16 protein-coding genes and 2 pseudogenes are annotated in these 16789 nt (G+C 69.3%); 10 read left to right on the forward strand and 8 right to left on the reverse strand.

The annotated features are described in order from the left end of the window. Positions 1-179: 179 nt before the first annotated feature. Positions 180-2591 carry a PQQ-dependent sugar dehydrogenase gene (locus tag AB0J09_RS32130; RefSeq protein ID WP_360699089.1) on the reverse strand — a complete coding sequence of 804 codons (2412 nt, stop codon included), beginning with the start codon at positions 2589-2591 and terminating at the stop codon, positions 180-182. Between the two features lie 332 nt (positions 2592-2923). Between AB0J09_RS32130 and AB0J09_RS32135 the strand changes: the two genes are divergently transcribed. Continuing rightward, complete coding sequence (locus AB0J09_RS32135) at positions 2924-4417, forward strand: glycoside hydrolase family 88 protein (protein ID WP_360699091.1); 1494 nt, start codon at positions 2924-2926, stop codon at positions 4415-4417. On the opposite strand, the gene AB0J09_RS32140 is transcribed toward AB0J09_RS32135, so the two are convergent. Beyond that, positions 4407-4853, reverse strand: a complete 447-nt coding sequence (locus AB0J09_RS32140) for a hypothetical protein (protein WP_360699093.1) — start codon at positions 4851-4853, stop codon at positions 4407-4409. The two genes, AB0J09_RS32135 and AB0J09_RS32140, sit on opposite strands and share 11 nt — an antisense overlap. A 176-nt stretch (positions 4854-5029) precedes the next feature. Here AB0J09_RS32140 and AB0J09_RS32145 point away from each other — a divergent pair, with 176 nt between their 5' ends. The 4 genes from AB0J09_RS32145 (at position 5030) to AB0J09_RS32160 (ending at position 7649) form a co-directional block, all read left to right on the forward strand. After that, positions 5030-5152 (forward strand): hypothetical protein, encoded by a 123-nt coding sequence (locus AB0J09_RS32145; RefSeq protein WP_360699095.1) that lies wholly within the window; start codon positions 5030-5032, stop codon positions 5150-5152. Between the two features lie 114 nt (positions 5153-5266). Further along, positions 5267-5821, forward strand: a complete 555-nt coding sequence (locus AB0J09_RS32150) for a hypothetical protein (RefSeq protein ID WP_360699097.1) — start codon at positions 5267-5269, stop codon at positions 5819-5821. Between the two features lie 145 nt (positions 5822-5966). Then, positions 5967-6758, forward strand: coding sequence for a hypothetical protein (locus tag AB0J09_RS32155; RefSeq protein WP_360699098.1), 792 nt, complete (start codon positions 5967-5969; stop codon positions 6756-6758). 462 nt (positions 6759-7220) lie between these two features. Beyond that, entirely contained in the window at positions 7221-7649 is a 429-nt protein-coding gene (locus AB0J09_RS32160; protein WP_360699100.1) for an STAS domain-containing protein, read from the forward strand. A gap of 22 nt (positions 7650-7671) precedes the next feature. Here the strand turns inward: AB0J09_RS32160 and AB0J09_RS32165 are convergent. Continuing rightward, a pseudogene (locus tag AB0J09_RS32165) lies at positions 7672-7803 on the reverse strand (IS5/IS1182 family transposase); the annotation flags it as partial. 345 nt (positions 7804-8148) lie between these two features. Between AB0J09_RS32165 and AB0J09_RS32170 the strand changes: the two are divergent. Continuing rightward, a complete protein-coding gene (locus AB0J09_RS32170; RefSeq protein ID WP_360699102.1) occupies positions 8149-8613 on the forward strand; it encodes a hypothetical protein in 465 nt (154 codons plus the stop codon). 309 nt (positions 8614-8922) lie between these two features. Here the strand turns inward: AB0J09_RS32170 and AB0J09_RS32175 are convergent, their stop codons facing one another. Continuing rightward, on the reverse strand, positions 8923-9885 hold the full coding sequence (locus AB0J09_RS32175; protein ID WP_360699104.1) for a zinc-binding dehydrogenase: 963 nt from the start codon (positions 9883-9885) through the stop codon (positions 8923-8925). Between the two features lie 73 nt (positions 9886-9958). On the opposite strand from AB0J09_RS32175, the gene AB0J09_RS32180 reads away from it, so the two are divergent. Then, positions 9959-10597, forward strand: coding sequence for a helix-turn-helix domain-containing protein (locus AB0J09_RS32180; protein WP_360699106.1), 639 nt, complete (start codon positions 9959-9961; stop codon positions 10595-10597). Positions 10598-10962: 365 nt separating this feature from the next. Here AB0J09_RS32180 and AB0J09_RS32185 read toward each other — a convergent pair whose 3' ends face one another. The 3 genes from AB0J09_RS32185 to AB0J09_RS32195 form a co-directional block, all read right to left on the reverse strand. Beyond that, on the reverse strand, positions 10963-12825 hold the full coding sequence (locus tag AB0J09_RS32185; RefSeq protein WP_360699107.1) for an ABC transporter ATP-binding protein: 1863 nt from the start codon (positions 12823-12825) through the stop codon (positions 10963-10965). Positions 12826-13026: 201 nt separating this feature from the next. Further along, a complete protein-coding gene (locus AB0J09_RS32190; protein WP_360699109.1) occupies positions 13027-14091 on the reverse strand; it encodes a PQQ-dependent sugar dehydrogenase in 1065 nt (354 codons plus the stop codon). Positions 14092-14292: 201 nt separating this feature from the next. Continuing rightward, the gene (locus tag AB0J09_RS32195; RefSeq protein ID WP_360699111.1) at positions 14293-14700 is read right to left on the reverse strand and encodes a nuclear transport factor 2 family protein; all 408 of its coding nucleotides are present in this window, start codon (positions 14698-14700) and stop codon (positions 14293-14295) included. Positions 14701-14820: 120 nt separating this feature from the next. On the opposite strand from AB0J09_RS32195, the gene AB0J09_RS32200 reads away from it, so the two are divergent. Together AB0J09_RS32200 and AB0J09_RS32205 are read left to right on the forward strand one after the other, a co-directional pair. Beyond that, positions 14821-15402: a helix-turn-helix domain-containing protein gene (locus AB0J09_RS32200; RefSeq protein WP_360699113.1), complete on the forward strand. Its 582-nt coding sequence runs from the start codon at positions 14821-14823 to the stop codon at positions 15400-15402. A gap of 90 nt (positions 15403-15492) precedes the next feature. Further along, entirely contained in the window at positions 15493-15888 is a 396-nt protein-coding gene (locus AB0J09_RS32205) for a peptidase inhibitor family I36 protein (RefSeq protein ID WP_360699115.1), read from the forward strand. Here AB0J09_RS32205 and AB0J09_RS32210 read toward each other — a convergent pair whose 3' ends face one another. After that, positions 15889-16479 carry a TetR/AcrR family transcriptional regulator gene (locus AB0J09_RS32210; RefSeq protein WP_360699116.1) on the reverse strand — a complete coding sequence of 197 codons (591 nt, stop codon included), beginning with the start codon at positions 16477-16479 and terminating at the stop codon, positions 15889-15891. Between the two features lie 87 nt (positions 16480-16566). Here AB0J09_RS32210 and AB0J09_RS32215 point away from each other — a divergent pair. Further along, positions 16567-16789 (forward strand): annotated as a pseudogene (locus AB0J09_RS32215) (saccharopine dehydrogenase); the annotation flags it as partial.

Consider the following 16789-nt stretch of genomic DNA (forward strand, 5'->3'; position numbering starts at 1 on the left):
CGGGGGTGTCTTATCCCTGGGCCGTGGCGGCCGCCGGGGCCACCACGGCGCCCGCCTGCACGGGGGCGAGCAGCGCTCCTTTGAGCACGGCCCTTCTGGAGGGATGCATCGGAGGCTCCGGGGGGTGCTGGATCCGGCGGCCGCGCGAATCGCACGGCCGCCGGCGACGAGGGGGGTGATTACTGGATGTTGGAGCGCCGGATCGTGTCGGCCGAGCCGTCGCCGTTGTTGTCGGAGTTGGTGGAGCCGAACCAGATGGCGCTGGCGCCGGGCACCTTCTCGACCGCGCGGAGCCTGCCGTACGTGCCGTTGAAGTACGAGTTGACGGTCGAGACGTTCTCGCCGTTCAGCACGATGCGCCACAGCCGCTGGCCGCGCAGCGCCGCCATGAAGATCGTGTTGTTGACGATGGCGATGCCGCTGGGCGAGGCCTCGGCGACGCCCCAGGTGTACTTCGGGTTCGTCATGCCGGACGTGCTGCAGGTGCCCTCGCAGGTGGGCCAGCCGTAGTTCTTGCCCGGCTGGATGAGGTTGAGCTCGTCACGCGAGGAGTTGCCCAGCTCCGACGACCACAGCCGGCCGGCCGAGTCCCAGGCCAGGCCCTGTGGATTGCGGTGCCCGTAGCTGTAGACGCGGGTGCCGAACGGGTTGCCGGGCGCGGCGGCGCCGGTCTTGGTGATGCGCAGGATCTTGCCGTTGAGCGAGTCGAGGTCGGGCGCGTTGCTCGACTGCTGCGCGTCGCCGGTGGTGACGTACAGGTAGCCGTCGGGGCCGAACCTGATCCGGCCGCCGTTGTGGTACCGGTTCTTGTCGATGCCCTGCAGGATGGTGGCGTACCCGCTCAGGGTGGTGCCGTTGAAGTTCATCTTCACGACCCGGTTGCCCTCGGAGGCGGTGTGCATGAAGAACACCTCCTGGTCGGTCGTGCCGTTCCAGGTGGGCGAGAAGTCCAGGCCCATCAGGCCGCCCTCGCCGTCGGTGGTCTGCACGTTGGGCACGGTGCCGACCTGCGTCTTGGTGCCCGACGGCGTCACCTTGAACACCTTGAACGTGTCGCGCTCGGTCACCAGCGCGTACGAGCCGTCGAGCGCCCAGGAGATGTCCCACGGCACGTCCCAGCCGCCGGCGATGCTGGTCGGGGTCTGGGGCACCGTGCCGCAGCTCGCCGTGGTGAACGACGCGGACGGCGCGCTCGGGGTGGAGAGCTGGTTGGCCGTGTCACGCGCGACGACGTGCACCTGGTACGTGTGCGCGCACTCGAGCGGCACGCTCGCCGTGGTGGCGGGCGGGGTGCCCGTGACCGTGGCCAGCACGGCGTTGGTGGCGTTGTCGCGCACCAGATAGGCACGAACGCCGTTGTCGTCGGTGGAGGCTCCCCAGGTCACAGTCGCCGAGGTGGCCTGCACGCCGCTGACGGCAGGCTGCCCCGGCTGCGACGGCGGGCCGTCGGCGGGCGCGGGCAGCGTCTGGCAGTTCGCCTCGGGGCTGCTCAGCGACACGTTGCCGGAGGCGTCGCGGGCGAACACCGAGAGCTGGTAGGAGAAGTTCGGGTTGAGCCCGGTCAGCCGGTACGGCGGCGCGGTCGCGGTCGCGATCTGCTGCCCCTGGTGGTAGATGTCGTACCCGGCGACCCCGATGTTGTCGGTGGACGGCGGCCAGTCCAGCGTCAGGGCGTTGTACGTGATGTCGGAGCACGTCGGCTGGCCGGGCGAGGTCGGCTTCTCGGTGTCTCCTGAGCCGCTGACCCGCAGCCGGTCGAGGTTGGGCCCGCCGTTGGCGGTGGTGGCCGTGGCCCTGACCGTGTTGCCGCCCGCGTTGAGCGGCGCGTCGACGCTGATCTCCTGCCAGGTGGTCCAGGCGCCGGTGCCGGGGAAGGACCGGCCGGTGGCCACGGCGGTGCCGTTGACGGTGATGGTCATCGGCCGGTCGGTGGTGGTGCCGTTGGCGAAGCGGAAGGTCAGGCTCTGGGTGCCGGCGCCGGCCGCGCTGACGGCGAACTCGACGTACGAGCCGGTGACGTTGTCGTAGTTGACGAAACCCGAGCCGGTGAAGCCGGCGTGGTTCGACTCCACGACGCCCTGCGAGATCGTGGCGGACTCCGCCTGGTAGTCGGTGAAGCTCGACGACTGGACCTCGGAGTCGAGGTAGTCCCAGTTCGGGTTGCCGCCCGCGGTCGTGGCGGTGGCCCTGATCTTGTTCGTGCCCGCGGTGAGCTGGGCGGTCAGCGTGACCGTGGCCCAGGTGGTCCAGGCGCCGGTGGCGGGGAAGGACCGGGCGGCGGCGACGGTCGTGCCGTTGACCGCGATGTCGCTGGGCCGGTCGGCGCCCGTGCCGTTGGCGTAGCGGAAGGCCAGCGTGGCGGTGCCCGCACTGGGCGCGTTGACGGTCCATTCGGTGTACGAGCCGGCGACGTTGTCCCCGTTGACGAAGCCGGTGCCGGAGTAGCCGGCGTGGTTGGACTCGACGACGCCCTGGGAGATCGTCGCGTTCTCGGCCTCGTACCGGGTGGGCGCCGCGTCGGCTGGGACGGCTGTCATTCCCAGGGCGAGTAAGCAGGCGATGACGCAGGCCCGGGACTTGCTGAAGTTCATCGGGCGCTCCTGGCTGAGAGTGATGCCTCGAGTAAGGGGAGGGAGCTTTCCAAACGTTTGTCACAAACCGCCCTTGGACGTCAATAGTTGGAACGGTCCATATTTTAGGAAACTTTCCTAACTCGTTTAGGTCGATACATCGGATGAAAGCGACCGATGGACAGGCGGGCGGCCGGGATGTATGCCTGTAATGCGCCAAGGAGATCGGAGCCACGCGCCGCTGATCGCATACATCTGGACCGGCGGCACGGCATCACAGCTCGTCAGACCGGGAGTGATACATGGGACGTCTTCGCGCAACCACCGCTGCGGCACTCGGCGGACTGTTATTTATGCAACCGGTTGCCGTCGCCTCGGCCACGGCGGCCACCCTCTACGAGGCCGAGGAGGGAACGATCTCTCGGGGCGTCGTGGAGTCGAACCACGCCGGCTTCACCGGCTCGGGCTTCGTCAACCTCGACAACGTGGCGGGCTCGTCCGTCGAGTGGGCCGTCGACGCGCCCGGTCCGGCCACGCTGGCCTTCCGGTACGCCAACGGCACCGGCGCCGACCGGCCGATGACCATCACCATCAATGGCACGACCACGACGCTGTCCTTCCCCGGTACCGGCTCCTGGACCACGTGGCGGACGGTGACGGTGCGGGCCGAGCTCGCGACGGGCGCGAACGCGGTCAAGGCCACGGCGACCACCGCCAACGGGGGGCCGAACCTCGATTCGCTGACCGTGGACTCCTCCTCCGGAGCGACCGACTGGTCCAGGGCCGTGGTGGACTCGACGATGGCTCGCTACTCCCCCGGCTCGCTCGGCGGCTGGGGCTACACGCGCGGCCTCTACCTCTGGGGCCAGTACCTGGTCTGGCAGCGCACGGGAGACGCCCGCTACCTGCAGTACATCAAGGACTGGGCCGACCGCTTCGTGGACTCCTCCGGCGGCATCTCGCAGAGCTTCGACAACCTCGACAGCATGCAGGCGGGCAACGTCCTGCTCGCCCTCTACCGGGAGACCGGGCAGGCCCGCTACCGCACCGCCGCGGCAAGGATCAGGACCCGGCTGAACACCTACCCGCGCACCTCCGACGGCGGCTGGTGGCACTCCACGTCCACCTCGCGCGAGGGCCAGCTCTGGGGCGACGGCGTCTACATGGTGGACCCGTTCCTGGCCCGCTACGGCGCCTGGGTGGCGGCCGACTCCTTCACCAGTGCCGAGCCCGCCAGGCAGCTCGAGGTGTACTGGAGCCACCTGCGCCGCACCTCGGGCTCGGCGGCGGGGCTGCTGTACCACGCCTACGACGAGCCGGGCGGGCCGACCGCGTCCTGGGTCAAGCCGTCGCTGGGCAACACCAACGGGATCTCCTGGTGCCGGGCGATGGGCTGGTTCGGGATGGCCGTGACCGACGTCCTCGAGCTCATCCCGGCCGACCATCCGCGCAGGGCCGCGCTGATCGACATTCTGCGCGAGCTCGTGCCCGCGTACGCCCGCTGGCAGGACCCGGCCACGGGCCGCTGGTGGCAGGTGGTCACCGAGCCGTCCAACCCGTCGAACTGGACCGAGACGTCGTGCTCGGCGATGTACACGTACACGATCTCGCGGGCGGTCGAGCGCGGGTACGTGGACGCCTCCTACAACGTCTACGCCCAGCGCGGCTACCAGGGGGTGCTGGCCCAGGTGTCGCTGGGCTCCGACGGGCGGACCAACATCGCGGGCATCAGCGAGGGCACCAACGCCGGCGACTCGCTCGCCTACTACTTCGGCCGGGCCAGGCCGGTCAACGACCTGCACGGGCTGGGCGCGTTCCTCATCATGAACGAGCAGCTCAGCCGGTAGGGGACTCAGGCACCGCCTGGACGAGGTCGTTGCCGCCGACGACGAAGCGGACCTTGACGTCCTTCGAGTACGTCGTGCCCTCGATCGCGCCGGCGAACCCGCTCACCTCGAGCGGGCCGGTGCCGCCGTTGACGACGACGTCGGCGCCGAAAACCTTGATGAGGACACCCGTGTCCTCCGGCACGTCGAGCACCAGGTCGATGCGGCTCTTCTGGATGAAGTACCGCAGGGCGGAGGAGGAGGTGATGTGCAGGACGTCGCCCTGGACGGCGGCCTTGGCGCCCAACGTCGCGACGTCGCCGAGCGCCCTGACGGTCACCGTCTCGGTCTTGACGGCGTTGATCCTGATATTGCCGCCCACGATGCGGATCTCGACCCGCTTGATCTGGCCGGGCTGCGTTGAGCGGAACACTTCCACCGAGCTGTCCGACGACACGGCGGTCTCCTCTGGGTCTGCGACGGGGGATGCGTGCGCCCCATGATCCTGCACGCCCCCGCTCAAAGCGAGGGTCCGAGCTCGCGCTGCAGGGGGAGCACGAGGAGGCCATTCCGTACGCCCAGGAGGTCGGGGATCGCTGGCACGAGGCTCACACCCTTGTGCACCTCGGCGATATGTATGACGCCGCCGGCGACCACGCGACCGCCCGCGCCACGCTCAGCCGGGCCCTGGATCTCCTGGAACAGCTCAACCACCCGGACGCCGACCGTCTGCGCGCCGGACTGGCCGCGTCCTGACGCTTAGAGGTTACTCGAAATGGACGGGGTGGTTACGTAGCGCACTGTTAGCTTGGCCGGGCATTGCCACCCATTCGGAGGGAAATAGCTTTCATGGCAATATCGTTCGGCCGCATGACCCGTCCCGTCGGCCTGGGGCTCGCGGTGGCGCTCGGCGCCACCCTGTCCTTCGGCATCGCCACGCAGGCCTCCGCCAACACGGCGAAGTCGTCGGCTCAGAGCGTCGCCGAGCAGCGGGTGAAGGTCTACGAGCTGGTGACGAAGGACGGCGGGTTCTTCTACACCAGCAACGAGGCGGAGAAGCAGAACGCGATCACCAAGCACGGCTGGTCTGTGACCCAGACCCCGCTGTACTACATCTCGCGCGCCCCCTTCGCCGGCGGCAAGCCGCTCTACCGGCTGCGCTGGGAGAACAAGGCCTCCTACATCGTCACCGGGTCCATCGCGGAGCGCGAGGCGCTCGTGACCTCGGGCAAGTTCCGCTACGACGGCATTCTCGGCTACGCGCCCGCCGCCGGCACCCCCGGCGAGACCGTGAAGATCTTCCGCCTGTCGAACAACAACAAGTGGCGCCTCGCCATCGAGTCGCACACCCAGAAGATCCTGGCGAACGAGCCGGGCTGGAAGCTGGACGGCCCGCTGTTCAACCAGTTCACCCAGGCCGGCTGAGCACAGACGACGAGGGCGCGCCGAGACCCGGCGCGCCCTTTCTCGTGTCCTACGCTTTTCGTCTACCGGAGGCAGAGCTCGAGGAGCTCCCCCGCCCGGGGCGTGCGGCCGATCCCACACCTCGCGGCCCCTGCGCTCGCGGGCGATGAGCCGCGCCTTGACGAGCCGGTCGCAGTGGAACGTGAGGCTGCTCGGCGGGATGTTCATGTCGCCGGCCAGCGTGGTCATGGTCATGGGCCGGTCGAGCGTGCGGAGCACCTCCGCCCGCACCGGACCCACCAGCTCCGACAGCTCGTCGGAGTCCGTACGCCACAGCCTCCCCGCCGCGGGAACGGGATACGCGATCCATACGGCCTCCGGGTCGTCCAGCCCGACGATAAGCGCGTCCTTGCCCGCCAGCATCGGCACCAGCACCAGCGACCGGTCGCCGAGCTCGTGCACACCCGCCCCGGCGCCCTCGATGACCAGGCCGTTCTCGTCACGGACGAGGCGCTCGGCGACCGAGCCGAGCAGCACGTCGACGCCTCCCCGCACGCTCGCCACGCCCACGCGCGCGACCTCCCGGTCGAGGAGCGGCCGGGCCCTGCTCCACAAGCGCTCGGCCGTGGCCCAGACGTCGGTGAGCGCGCCGGCGTACCCGTGCAGCCAGCGGCCGGGCCGCTCGGCGGCCGCCCGCCAGTGCGCGGGCACCGGCCCGAACGCCTGCTCGAGGTCCTTGAGCAGGGTGTCGGGCGACATGTCATGCAAGAGGTCGATCTGCTCCTGCACGGAGTCGTCGCGGACCGGCGCGCGTGGCACGACGCTGTCAGGCGCCAGAGAGCAGCCGGGGGCGCCCAGCGGGCGCACGGCCTCTCTCGACCGCCGGCTCGCCCCGACTGGACCGCTCTTCTCCACGATTGGGGAAGGCCGCGATAACGGCCGGCGAGCGCGTCCGTGATCATGGTGAGGGCGGTCAAACTCGGGGAGAGCGACACCGAAATTCGCGGCGCCGAGGCTATTCGAATTTCCGTCCGTTGTCGCGTGCTGAATATTTCCAACCCCCGCAATCACTCGTGCCGGACGCTCCACTGTGCCGGGCCGGTCTTGCAGGGTTCGTGTGCGTTCATTGAATCGCCTGCTCACCCCGGGGAGGCAGGACGTCTCCGCAGGTGGAGCCGAGTGCTGAGCCGCTCGCTGTTGCGGCGCCGACGGGCACCGGCACGTCGGTTTCCCGCGCACCCAGCTTTCTCGACGGCTTCCACACATCCATGGGCCGGCTCCTGAAGCGATTCGCGCGCCGGCCGCTCCCGGAAGAAGTAAGCGGCGGTATCTAGGCGAAAGGCTGACGCCCGGATATGGTGCGATACGGGCAAAGCCACAACTGTGCACCGTCTCCCGAATTCCGATCGGTGGGCATCGCATGCCGGATCTGTCGTTCGTCACCCAGAGATTGCCGGGCGTGAGCGTGATCTCGGTGGCCGGCGAGGTCGACGCCACCACCGCCGGGCAGCTCGATCGCTACATCCGGCACAGCCGGCGGCTGCCTGGCGAGCACATGGTGATCGATCTCAGCGAGGCTCACTTCATGGGCAGCGCGGGCCTTCGCGTCCTGCTCAACACCCATGCCTTCGCCCGCCAGCACGGCGGCACCCTGCACCTGGCCGCGGCCCATCCGAAGCTCGCCAGGATCATGGAGATCACCCAGGCGCACGCCGTCCTGCACGTGCACGCCACGGTGGAGCAGGCCGTACTCGCGGCACTGAGCAGCCCGGCCCCCGGATCGGCCGCCGTCCACCCTCCCTCATCGCCTCGTTCCTCATCGGAGCGGGCTGGGACGACTCCGCTTTAGGGCCTGTACGGACTTCAGATCTTCAGATCGGTTGAAGGGTTCGGATCCACAAGACAGCTCCGCGTAAATGAAGGCCTGCTAGGTAGCTTCTGGGCGTCTTGTCGAAACGGAAGGCCAGCCCACGCCACTCCTTGATCCGGTTGATGCAGCGTTCTGGCACCGGTCACCAAGGCGACACACCCATCAATTCGCACGCCCACTCCCCCACTCGGCAACACAGTCCACGGATCGGGATCCATTCTCCGGTGCCCCCTCACACCGGCCCACACCAGTCCCGGGCACCGCCTGACCACCGTCACCACATCGCTTGGTCAACTGCCCTTTTGTCGCGTGCCGACGAGGGCGCTGCGAGCCGACCTCGGCTCGTTGAGCAGCGTCCGCTCGGCCGCCGCCGAGATCCGCGACCGGCTGGAGCGCGGTGACCTGCCGCCGCTGCGCGGTTTCGTGGGCAATGCGGGTATTCAGTACACGAACGCGCTGACCGCAGGGCCTGACGGGCATGGTGCCCGGCCCGGCCTGGAAGTCCCCCGACATCGTCGCCCGCACGGGTGCCTTCCCCAAGCCGGACACCGCGGCCGGCGGGCGTACCGCGTACTCGACGAGCAAGCTGGCCGCCATCTACCTGGTGCACGAGTACGCGCGCCGACTGCCGGCCGGGGTCGACGCCGTCGCCTACAACCCGGGGTTCGTCCCCGGCACCGGCCTCGCCAGGAACGCGGGCCCCGTCTCCCGCTTTGCGATGCGCCACATCCTGCCGGTCATGACTCTCACCCCGTTCGCGACCAGCCGCGGCGCTGCGGGGCGCTACCTCGCCGACGTCGTCCTCGGCACGACCGAGGCGCCGACCGGGTCCTACGTCGACCGCGCTCGTGCGGCCCGGTCGTCGGAGGAGTCCTACGATCCGCAGAGCGAGCGCGAACTCTGGGATGCCGCGGAACGAATCACCGCGGCGTACGCGGCCTGAACCGTGGAGCCTCCGGGGCGCTCAAGTCGGTACCGCAACTTCGCGAGTCCGAATTCTGGCCGTCGCGAATTCGAGGTGCCCGCCGCCGAGGCCACCGTCTCGCGGGTCCAGACCGAACTCGGCATACTTCAACGACGTGCGGGGCGGGGTCGGTGAAGAGCGGCTGTAGGGTCCGGGATTCGGTGAGCATCGGCTCCTGCGGAAACACCAAAAATCCGGGGAACGTGAGCTCGTCCAAGCGAGCGAACGTCGTCAGGTCAGGGCAACCGAAGACATCGCCAGAGAAGGATCCCCCAGCGTCACACACGACTATGGGGTGAGGATGATTCGACCGAATACGCTTCCGGCGTCCATCAGGCGGTGTGCCTCGGCGGCTTGATCGAGCCGCAACGCGGCATGTGTGACGGAGTGAAGGTGCCCAGCAATGGCGGCCTGGAAGATCTCGGAACGGACGGCGTTGCGCGTGGGAACGGGAACGGTGTTGAGGCTGAACGTCGCGAACGACCGTGATTGCTGGAAGGACCGCATGAGACGCATCCCAAAGTCTGCGGGTGGCATGCCGGCGACCGCGCCGACGGCGATCATACGGCCGTTGGGTGCGAGCCGGTCGAGGAATGCCGGGACGTCGTCTCCACCGACGATGTCGATGATGACGTCGAACGCGCCTGGTTCATGCTGGTCGCTGTGGCCTGCTCGGTCGAGCACGATTGTTGCGCCCAGCTCGCGGAGTCGTCGCCCGCGTTCAGCGGAGGAGGTGGTGACGGCGACGGTACCCGCGCCGCCGCGGGCAGCGAGTTCCACGGTCGCGATGCCGATGCTTCCTGCCGCGCCGCGTACGAGCAACGATTCGCCCGCGGTGAAGTGGGCATGGGCGAGCGCGAAGTGTGCGACGGTGGCCGCACTTCCGAGCGTGACAGCGTCCGCGGATGAGAGTGAGTCGGGGAGAGCTGTGACATCGTCGATGCGAGCTGCGGCCTGCTCAGCGTAGCCGCCGCCCGTCCCGGTAAATGCCCACACTCGACGCCCGAGCCATGACCGGTCGACGTCATGACCGACCGCCGTGACCACGCCGGCGACCTCGCTTCCCGGGATCAGCCCCTCGGAGAAGTCGTAGCCGCCGAGCGTTCCGCGGCGGATAGCCGCGTCGACACCGCCGACGCCGACCGCCTCGGATCTGATCACGACCTGATCCGCGGCCGGGGCAGGATCCGGGACCTCGACCACCACCATCCCGGACGGTTCACCGAACCGCTCGATCACGACCGCACGCATCAACCTCTCCTCCTCATCGTCCGCTGGCGGGTACGATTCAGACAGTAATGGACTGGTGCGTCCACTTAACGAAGTGAGAGAAACGGCAGAGGAAGTGGCTCACAACCTTCGTACTGACGCACGCGAGAACCGAGACAGGATCCTGGAAGCGGCTCGTGCCCTGTTCTCTGAGCGCGGCCTCGAGGTGTCGATGCGGGAGGTCGCACGCCACGCTGCCGTAGGGCCTGCCACCCTCTACCGACGATTCCCGACGAAGCGGGCTCTGATCGATGAGGCGTTCGCAGGCGAGCTCCGGGCATGCCGACAGATCGTGGAGGACGGTTTCGCCGACCCGGACGCCTGGCGTGGCCTTACGACGGTGATCGAGGGACTGAGCGTGCACAACGTGCAGAACAGGGGATTCGTCGATGCATTCATGTCGGCCAGTCCCCAGGGAGGCACGTTCGCGCGTCATCGCGTGGCGCTTCTGCGTCAGCTCGAGGAGGTCGCACGGCGGGCGAAGCGCGCCAACCTGCTACGGCATGACGTCACCATCGACGATCTCGTGCTCGTTTTGCTGGCTGCTCGTGGACTGTCCTCGATCCCCAGGAACGGCCGGACGGCTGCGGCCAGGCGCTTCGCGGCCCTCGCCCTGGATGCCTTGCGAGCAGACGCGACGAATGGTGCCTTGCCTACCGGCGCTCCGCTCGCCAAGGCAACCATCTTGTCGTAGCCGACGCATAGCTGCCCGAGTAATGAACTTTCCCATGCATAGATCGAACACGCCGCCACGGCACCGACTCCGCGAAATCCGCCAACCTAAGCCGAGCGAAGGGGATTTCACGCACGGACTCGTCTGCGTACCGGACGAACGCCATGGGAACCTCGCGACCGCGACGCGCCTCGACCACGTCTTGTCCCGCCATATCCGGAGCGTACGGATCTGCGGCACGCCCCCACCCCGCGGATCACAAACGTCCCGTAAGTCCGACATCGCAGAGCGTTAACAAAGCACATGATCACGCGGATTTGCTCGGACAGTGCTCATGATCAGCCGCACTTGCTCACGGAATCGCGGATCCTACAAGTGGCCCGGAGTCAGCGGTAGGCGGCGGCTTGGAGGGAGTAGAGGTCGGCGTAGAGGCCGTTGAGGGACATCAGGGTGGCGTGGTCGCCCTGCTCGGTGACCTTGCCGTGGTCGAGGACGTAGATGCGGTCGGCGTAGCGGACGCTGGCCAGGCGGTGGGTGATGAGCAGGACGGTGCGGCCGTCGGAGTGGTGGCGGATGCGTTCGAAGAGGGCGTGTTCGGCGCGGGCGTCGAGAGCGGCCGTGGGTTCGTCGCAGATGAGCAGGTCGGCGTCGCGGTGGAAGCCGCGGGCCACGGCGATGCGCTGCCACTGGCCGCCGGACAGTTCGTGGCCGTCTTTGAAGCGGCGGTCCAGCAGGGTGCGGTAGCCGTGGGGCAGGCCGGCGATGACCTCGTCGGCGCCGGCCACGGCGGCGGCCGCGTCCAGGGCATCCGGGCCCTTGTCGGTGCCCATGGTGATGTTGTAGCGGGCGGTCAGCGGCCAGCGGGTGTGGTCTTGGGCGATGACGGCGGTGCGCAGCCGGAGGTCTTCGGGGTCGACCTGGCTCAGGTCGGTGGTGTCCCAGCAGACGGTGCCGGAGTCCGGTTCGTACAGACCGGCGAGGATCTTGGCGAGGGTGGTCTTGCCGGAACCGTTCTCGCCGACGAAGGCGATCACCTCTCCGCGTTTGATCTCGATGGAGACGTCGCGCAGGGCGGGCTCGTCGGCTCCCGGGTAGGTGAAGGTCACGTCTGAGGCGACGATGCGGTCGAAGCCCTCGGGGACCGGGGACGGGCGGGGGACGGTCAGGCGGCGTTCGGCGTCGGCGCAGAATTCCAGGAAGTCGGTGAAGTACAGGCCCTGCTCGTAGAGCCGGTTGGTGGCGTACAGGAGGCTGCTGAGCGAGCCCTGACCCGATCTGATGGCCAGGACCGCCGTGCCCGCCACCGCCAGAGGGATGGCGGCCAGGGCCAGCAGCACGCCCAGCGCGACGTAGACCAGGGCCGTGCCGAGGCCGCCCAGCGCCTCGCCGATCAGGCGGGCGAAGGTCTGGCGGCGGGCCAGGCGGAGCATGACCTCCTGCTCGGCCTTGGCCACCGCGTCGTACATGCGCAGCAGGAACCCGCGCATCGTGAACGACCGCACCTCGGCCGCGGCCTCCCGCTCCGCCAGCAGCTCCGCGATGATCCACTTGCGGCGGCGGGCCGGGATCAGGCCGTACATGGTGGAGTAGCGCATGCGCGCGCTGCGGACCGCCGCCCATGCGTCGGGCAGGACGGCGAGCAGCAGCAGCGGCAGCAGCACCGGGTGGAGCACGCCGAGCACCCCGGCCGCGGCCACGATGCCGACCGCCGCCGTGACCACGTCAACGGCCGCGGACACCACGGAGTCCGCCACGGCCACGCCCCGGGCCCTGGCCCGTTCCAGGGCGTCGTGGAACTCCGGGTCGTCGTAGGCCACCAGCTCCACCCGGCTGGTCAGGCCGTACAGCCGCTCCTCGGTCAACCGGGTGATCTGGGGGGTGAGGCGCGACTCCGCCCAGCCCGCCCCCGCCTGAACGGTCGTGCGCAGCACGGCCGCGCCGCCGACCAGGGCGAGGCTGGGCAGCGCGGCCATCACCCGGTCGGGGGTGGGACCCTCGTTGAAGAGGGCGGTCAGCACGCCGGTCGTCGCCAGCAGGCCGAAGGCCGTGAAGACGCCGCCGAGGAGGTTGAGGCTGATCGTGGCGAGCGTGTCGCGCGAGCTCGCGCCCCACGCCATGCGCAGCGCCTGGGCCACCAGGGAGGGGAGCCGCCTGGCGATGGTCAGGAAGCCGACCTCCGCCATCTTGTCGTTGTGAGCGTTCCATTTGGGCGTCGCGATCTCGCCGAGTTCGAGGGGCTCATCCTGCATGCTCTGAGTATGCGGCCGGGCACCGACAGCTTGTCATCTCGTTAAAACGAGGCCCCCCAAGCCGCCGAGGGTCATATCGCCGAGCCGGGCCGAGGTGGACCGCGGCTTCGCTGCGGCTGGAGTTCCACCGGCTCCACGCCGACGGGTGGCCGGTCCGGCGGCGGCGTCCGATCTCCTCTACGCCGCCGCCTTGGTGGACGGTCAGGAGGCGGTGCCGGTGGGCGGGATGCGGACGATGCGGTCGTCTGTGGCCGCCGGGGTGCCGCGGCCGTCCCGGTTGCTGGTCGTCACCCACAGCCAGCCGTCGGGCCCGACCATCGCCGTGCGCAGCCGCCCGTACGTGCCCTGGAGCTCGGCGACCGGCGTCCCTGCCCCGCTGCCGCTCGTCACGGGCACCGTCCACAGCCGCGTCCCGCGTAGCGCGGCGACGAAGAGCGTGTTGTTCGCGTACGCCAGCCCGCTCGGCGACGCCTCGGCCGTCGACCAGGTGACGATGGGATCGCGGAACGACGGGTTGCCGCAGACGCCCTCGCAGGTGGGCCAGCCGTAGTTGCCGCCCGCCACGATGAGGTTGATCTCATCCCTGGCGTTCTGCCCCAGCTCGGCGGCGAAGAGCCTGCCCTGCGTGTCCCAGGCCAGTCCCTGCACGTTGCGGTGCCCGTAGCTGTAGACCCGGGAGTTGCCGAACGGATTGCCCGGCGGGATGCCGCCGTCGGGCCTGATGCGCAGGATCTTCCCGGCGGGAGTGTTCAGGTTCTGGGCGTTGGCGGTGTTGCCCGCGTCCCCGGTGGCCACGTACAGGAGGCCGTCAGGGCCGAACGCGATGCGCCCGCCGTTGTGGATGGAGGATCGCGGCAGGCCGGAGAGCAGGACGGTCTGGGTCTGCGGGGCGCTCAGCCGCAGGCGCACGAGCCGGTTGTCGGTGCCGCTGCTGAAGTACGCGTACACCCACTGGTCCTGGGCGTATGTCGGCGACACGGCGGTACCGAGCAGCCCGCCCTCCCCCGAGGCGGACACCCCGTTGACGGTGGCCACCTGCGTGGGCGCCTGCCCAGGCCGTACCTGCAGGATTTTGGCGGTGGTGCGCTCCGAGACCAGAGCGCTGCCGTCCGGCAGGAACGCCAGCCCCCACGGCACCTGCAGGCCCGAGGCGGCCACCTGCGCCCGGGAGTAGTCGAAGCCGCCGATGGCGGAGGCCGGCGAAGGGCCGACCAGGACCAGCCCGGCGGCGGCTAAGAGGACCATGATCACGGTGCGGATGCGCATGACTGGCTCCTTGACGGATTGTCGAGATCTCTGTACGTACCCGACATCCCGGAGGTGTAGCCCGCCGGCCGTAGCGGGCAAGGGCGTCGCAGGCCCGAAAACGGCCCGGCCGATGCGCCCGCCCCGGACAGGGTCCAAGGTGGTGGCGCACTCACCCTCCCCAGCGCCGCACCCATATCAGGTGGGAAAAGGGTGAAAGTTTCAGCCGCGCTCGCGGGCGAACGGCGGCGGCGCCGACGGGTCCTGGAGCGGGCCGCTGAGCTGGATGTTGGCGATCAGCCAGCGGTCGCCCTGCCCGACGGCGACCAGCGTCACCCGGAACGAGTCGTTGACCTCGTGTCCCCTGACCGAGGTGCGCTGCTCCTGCACGCCGCTCACGATCGCGGTGTCGCCGTGGAGGCGGACCTGCGGGTCGAGGATCGCGAAGTGGTGGTTCTTCAGGTCGCCGCGGTGCCGACCGGCCCACTGCTGCTTGTCCAGCTTGAACCCGACGGGGCCGATACCCGCGAAGTCGTCGCTGAGGAGGTCGCCGAAGGCGTCGGCGTCGCCGTTGAGCTCGGCCTGCGCCCAGCGGTTGACGAGGTCGAGGACCCGCACCTCACTGCTCATGATCTACCCCTCTGTCTGATTAAGTGGGGAAAAACTCCCCGGTTAACTGTCGCACGACGCCGACAGGGGGCACAACCCAACCGGGGAATTTTCCCCCACTTAGCCGCTATGCTCGGACTCGTGAAGTCCAAGCCCATGCGGGCCGACGCGCGGCGCAACCTGGAGCAGATCCTGCTCGCCGCGCGCGACATGATCGCCGAGCGCGGCCCCGACGTGCCGCTCGACGACATCGCCCGCCGCGCCGGAGTCGGGAGCGCCACGCTCTACCGCCGCTTCCCCGACCGGGACACCCTCTTCCACGCGGTCGCCCTGGACGCGCTGACCAGGACCGCCGCGGCGGCGGTGGCGGCGGCCGAGGAGGAGCGCGACCCGTTCGACGCGCTGGCGCGCTACCTGCGCGAGGCGCTCGAGCTGCGGGTCTCGGCCGTGCTCCCCGCCCTGCTCGACATGGTCGAACCGGCGAACGACCCGGAGCTGTCACCGGTGCGCGAGGAGTCCGCCCGCGCCGTACGGCAACTCATCGCCGACTGCCACGCGGCGGGCGTGCTGCCGGAGCACGTCACGTTCATGGACATCGTGATGATGCTCGTACGGATCGCCCGCCCCCTCCCCGGGCCGCTTTCGGCGGAGGCCAACCAGGAGCTCGCCCGCCGCCACCTGGAGCTGTTCCTCCGCGGCCTGCGGGCGATGGGGACGGCGTGAGGCGACCCCTTTCCTGACAAGATCGCGCCATGTATGGTCGAGCCGAAAGAAAGTTTCACCCGTGGAGGAATAGTGGGCAAGAAGCTTCACATGTTGGCGTTACCGCTCGCTGCCGCTGCCCTGGCCGCCCTGGCGGTCCCCGCCCAGGCAGCCACCGGCTACGACAGGTGCCAGGACGGCTATTACTGCATGTTCTCCGGCCTCGACGGCGCCGGCGACATCATCCAGATCAAGGCTGACACGCCCGACCTCGCCGCCCTGGGCATGGCCGACCGCGCCAAGTCCGACTGGAACCGCACCGACTCCTACATCCACCTCTTCTCGGAGGCGAACTACGGCGGTTGCTCGGCGGTGACCAGTCCGCGCGACAAGGGCAACTTCTACATCGACTTCCGCGACTTCTTCGACTCCGTCCGGTTCGACGGTCAGAACGGCCCGTCCTGCTTCTCCACCCTCAAGGGTTCCGCGACCGACTCGCACGGCTGATCACAGTCGCAACGCCTCCAGGAACCGGTCGGCCTCCGCGGCGATCCGCGGCAGGTCGGCCGCCGGGCTCTGGGAGCGGGCCAGCAACATCCCGCCCTCGCACAGCGCGCCGAAGATGATCTGCGCGCGGGCGGGCAGGTCGCCGTCCGGGGCCTGCCCGCACGCCACGGCCAGGCGCAGCCCGTCGAGCACGATCCGCAGCATGTGGCCGTACTCGATCTCCCGGGTCGTCTCCCAGCCCAGCACCGACGGCGCATCCAGCAACACGATCTGCCGAAAGCCCGGATCGAGGCAGTGCTCCAGGAACGTCCGGCAGCCGCGCCGCAGCGCGGCCCACGGGTCACCCTCCTCGGCGGCGACCTGCTCCAGCTTGGCGTCGACCGCCTCCAGCTCCCCCACGAACGCCGCGCGGAACAGCTCCACCTTGCCGCCGAAGTGGTGATAGGCGGCCCCCTTGGTCACCTCGGCCGCGACGGCGATCGCGTCGATCGACGTGACCGCATATCCCTGCGCGCCGAACAGCTCCCGCGCGGCCAGCACCAACCGCCCCGTCGTCTCGTCCGATCGTTCTGCCTGGGTACGGCGGATCATCGTGCTGCTCCCATTGACTTACATACTCGCGGTACGTAACTTCGAAGAACAGTTACGTACTCCCAGTATGAATCATGGAGGTGAGCCGTGTCCTCACCGCACATCGCCGTCTACGGCGCCACGGGCCACACCGGACGCCTGGCGGCGGCCGAGCTCCGCGCCCGCGGCCGGGACGTCATCCTGGCCGGTCGCGACGGCGGGGCCCTCAAGGCCCTGGCCGACGAGTTCGGCGGCGCGCCCGTGCACCAGGCCGCGCTGGACGACCCCGCCGCGTTACGCGCGCTCGCCGAGCGGGCGGACGTGCTGATCC

The sequence above is a fragment of the Nonomuraea sp. NPDC049784 genome (genome assembly GCF_040659615.1).
GTDB lineage: Bacteria > Actinomycetota > Actinomycetes > Streptosporangiales > Streptosporangiaceae > Nonomuraea.

Coding starts and splice junctions, on each gene's coding strand:
- AB0J09_RS32130 (WP_360699089.1), bottom strand. CDS start 2,591: ATGAACTTCAGCAAGTCCCGGGCCTGCGTCATCGCCTGCTTACTCGCC.
- AB0J09_RS32135 (WP_360699091.1), top strand. CDS start 2,924: ATGCAACCGGTTGCCGTCGCCTCGGCCACGGCGGCCACCCTCTACGAG.
- AB0J09_RS32145 (WP_360699095.1), top strand. CDS start 5,030: ATGTATGACGCCGCCGGCGACCACGCGACCGCCCGCGCCACGCTCAGC.
- AB0J09_RS32150 (WP_360699097.1), top strand. CDS start 5,267: ATGACCCGTCCCGTCGGCCTGGGGCTCGCGGTGGCGCTCGGCGCCACC.
- AB0J09_RS32155 (WP_360699098.1), top strand. CDS start 5,967: ATGAGCCGCGCCTTGACGAGCCGGTCGCAGTGGAACGTGAGGCTGCTC.
- AB0J09_RS32160 (WP_360699100.1), top strand. CDS start 7,221: ATGCCGGATCTGTCGTTCGTCACCCAGAGATTGCCGGGCGTGAGCGTG.
- AB0J09_RS32170 (WP_360699102.1), top strand. CDS start 8,149: ATGGTGCCCGGCCCGGCCTGGAAGTCCCCCGACATCGTCGCCCGCACG.
- AB0J09_RS32175 (WP_360699104.1), bottom strand. CDS start 9,885: ATGCGTGCGGTCGTGATCGAGCGGTTCGGTGAACCGTCCGGGATGGTG.
- AB0J09_RS32185 (WP_360699107.1), bottom strand. CDS start 12,825: ATGCAGGATGAGCCCCTCGAACTCGGCGAGATCGCGACGCCCAAATGG.
- AB0J09_RS32190 (WP_360699109.1), bottom strand. CDS start 14,091: ATGCGCATCCGCACCGTGATCATGGTCCTCTTAGCCGCCGCCGGGCTG.
- AB0J09_RS32195 (WP_360699111.1), bottom strand. CDS start 14,700: ATGAGCAGTGAGGTGCGGGTCCTCGACCTCGTCAACCGCTGGGCGCAG.
- AB0J09_RS32205 (WP_360699115.1), top strand. CDS start 15,493: ATGTTGGCGTTACCGCTCGCTGCCGCTGCCCTGGCCGCCCTGGCGGTC.
- AB0J09_RS32210 (WP_360699116.1), bottom strand. CDS start 16,479: ATGATCCGCCGTACCCAGGCAGAACGATCGGACGAGACGACGGGGCGG.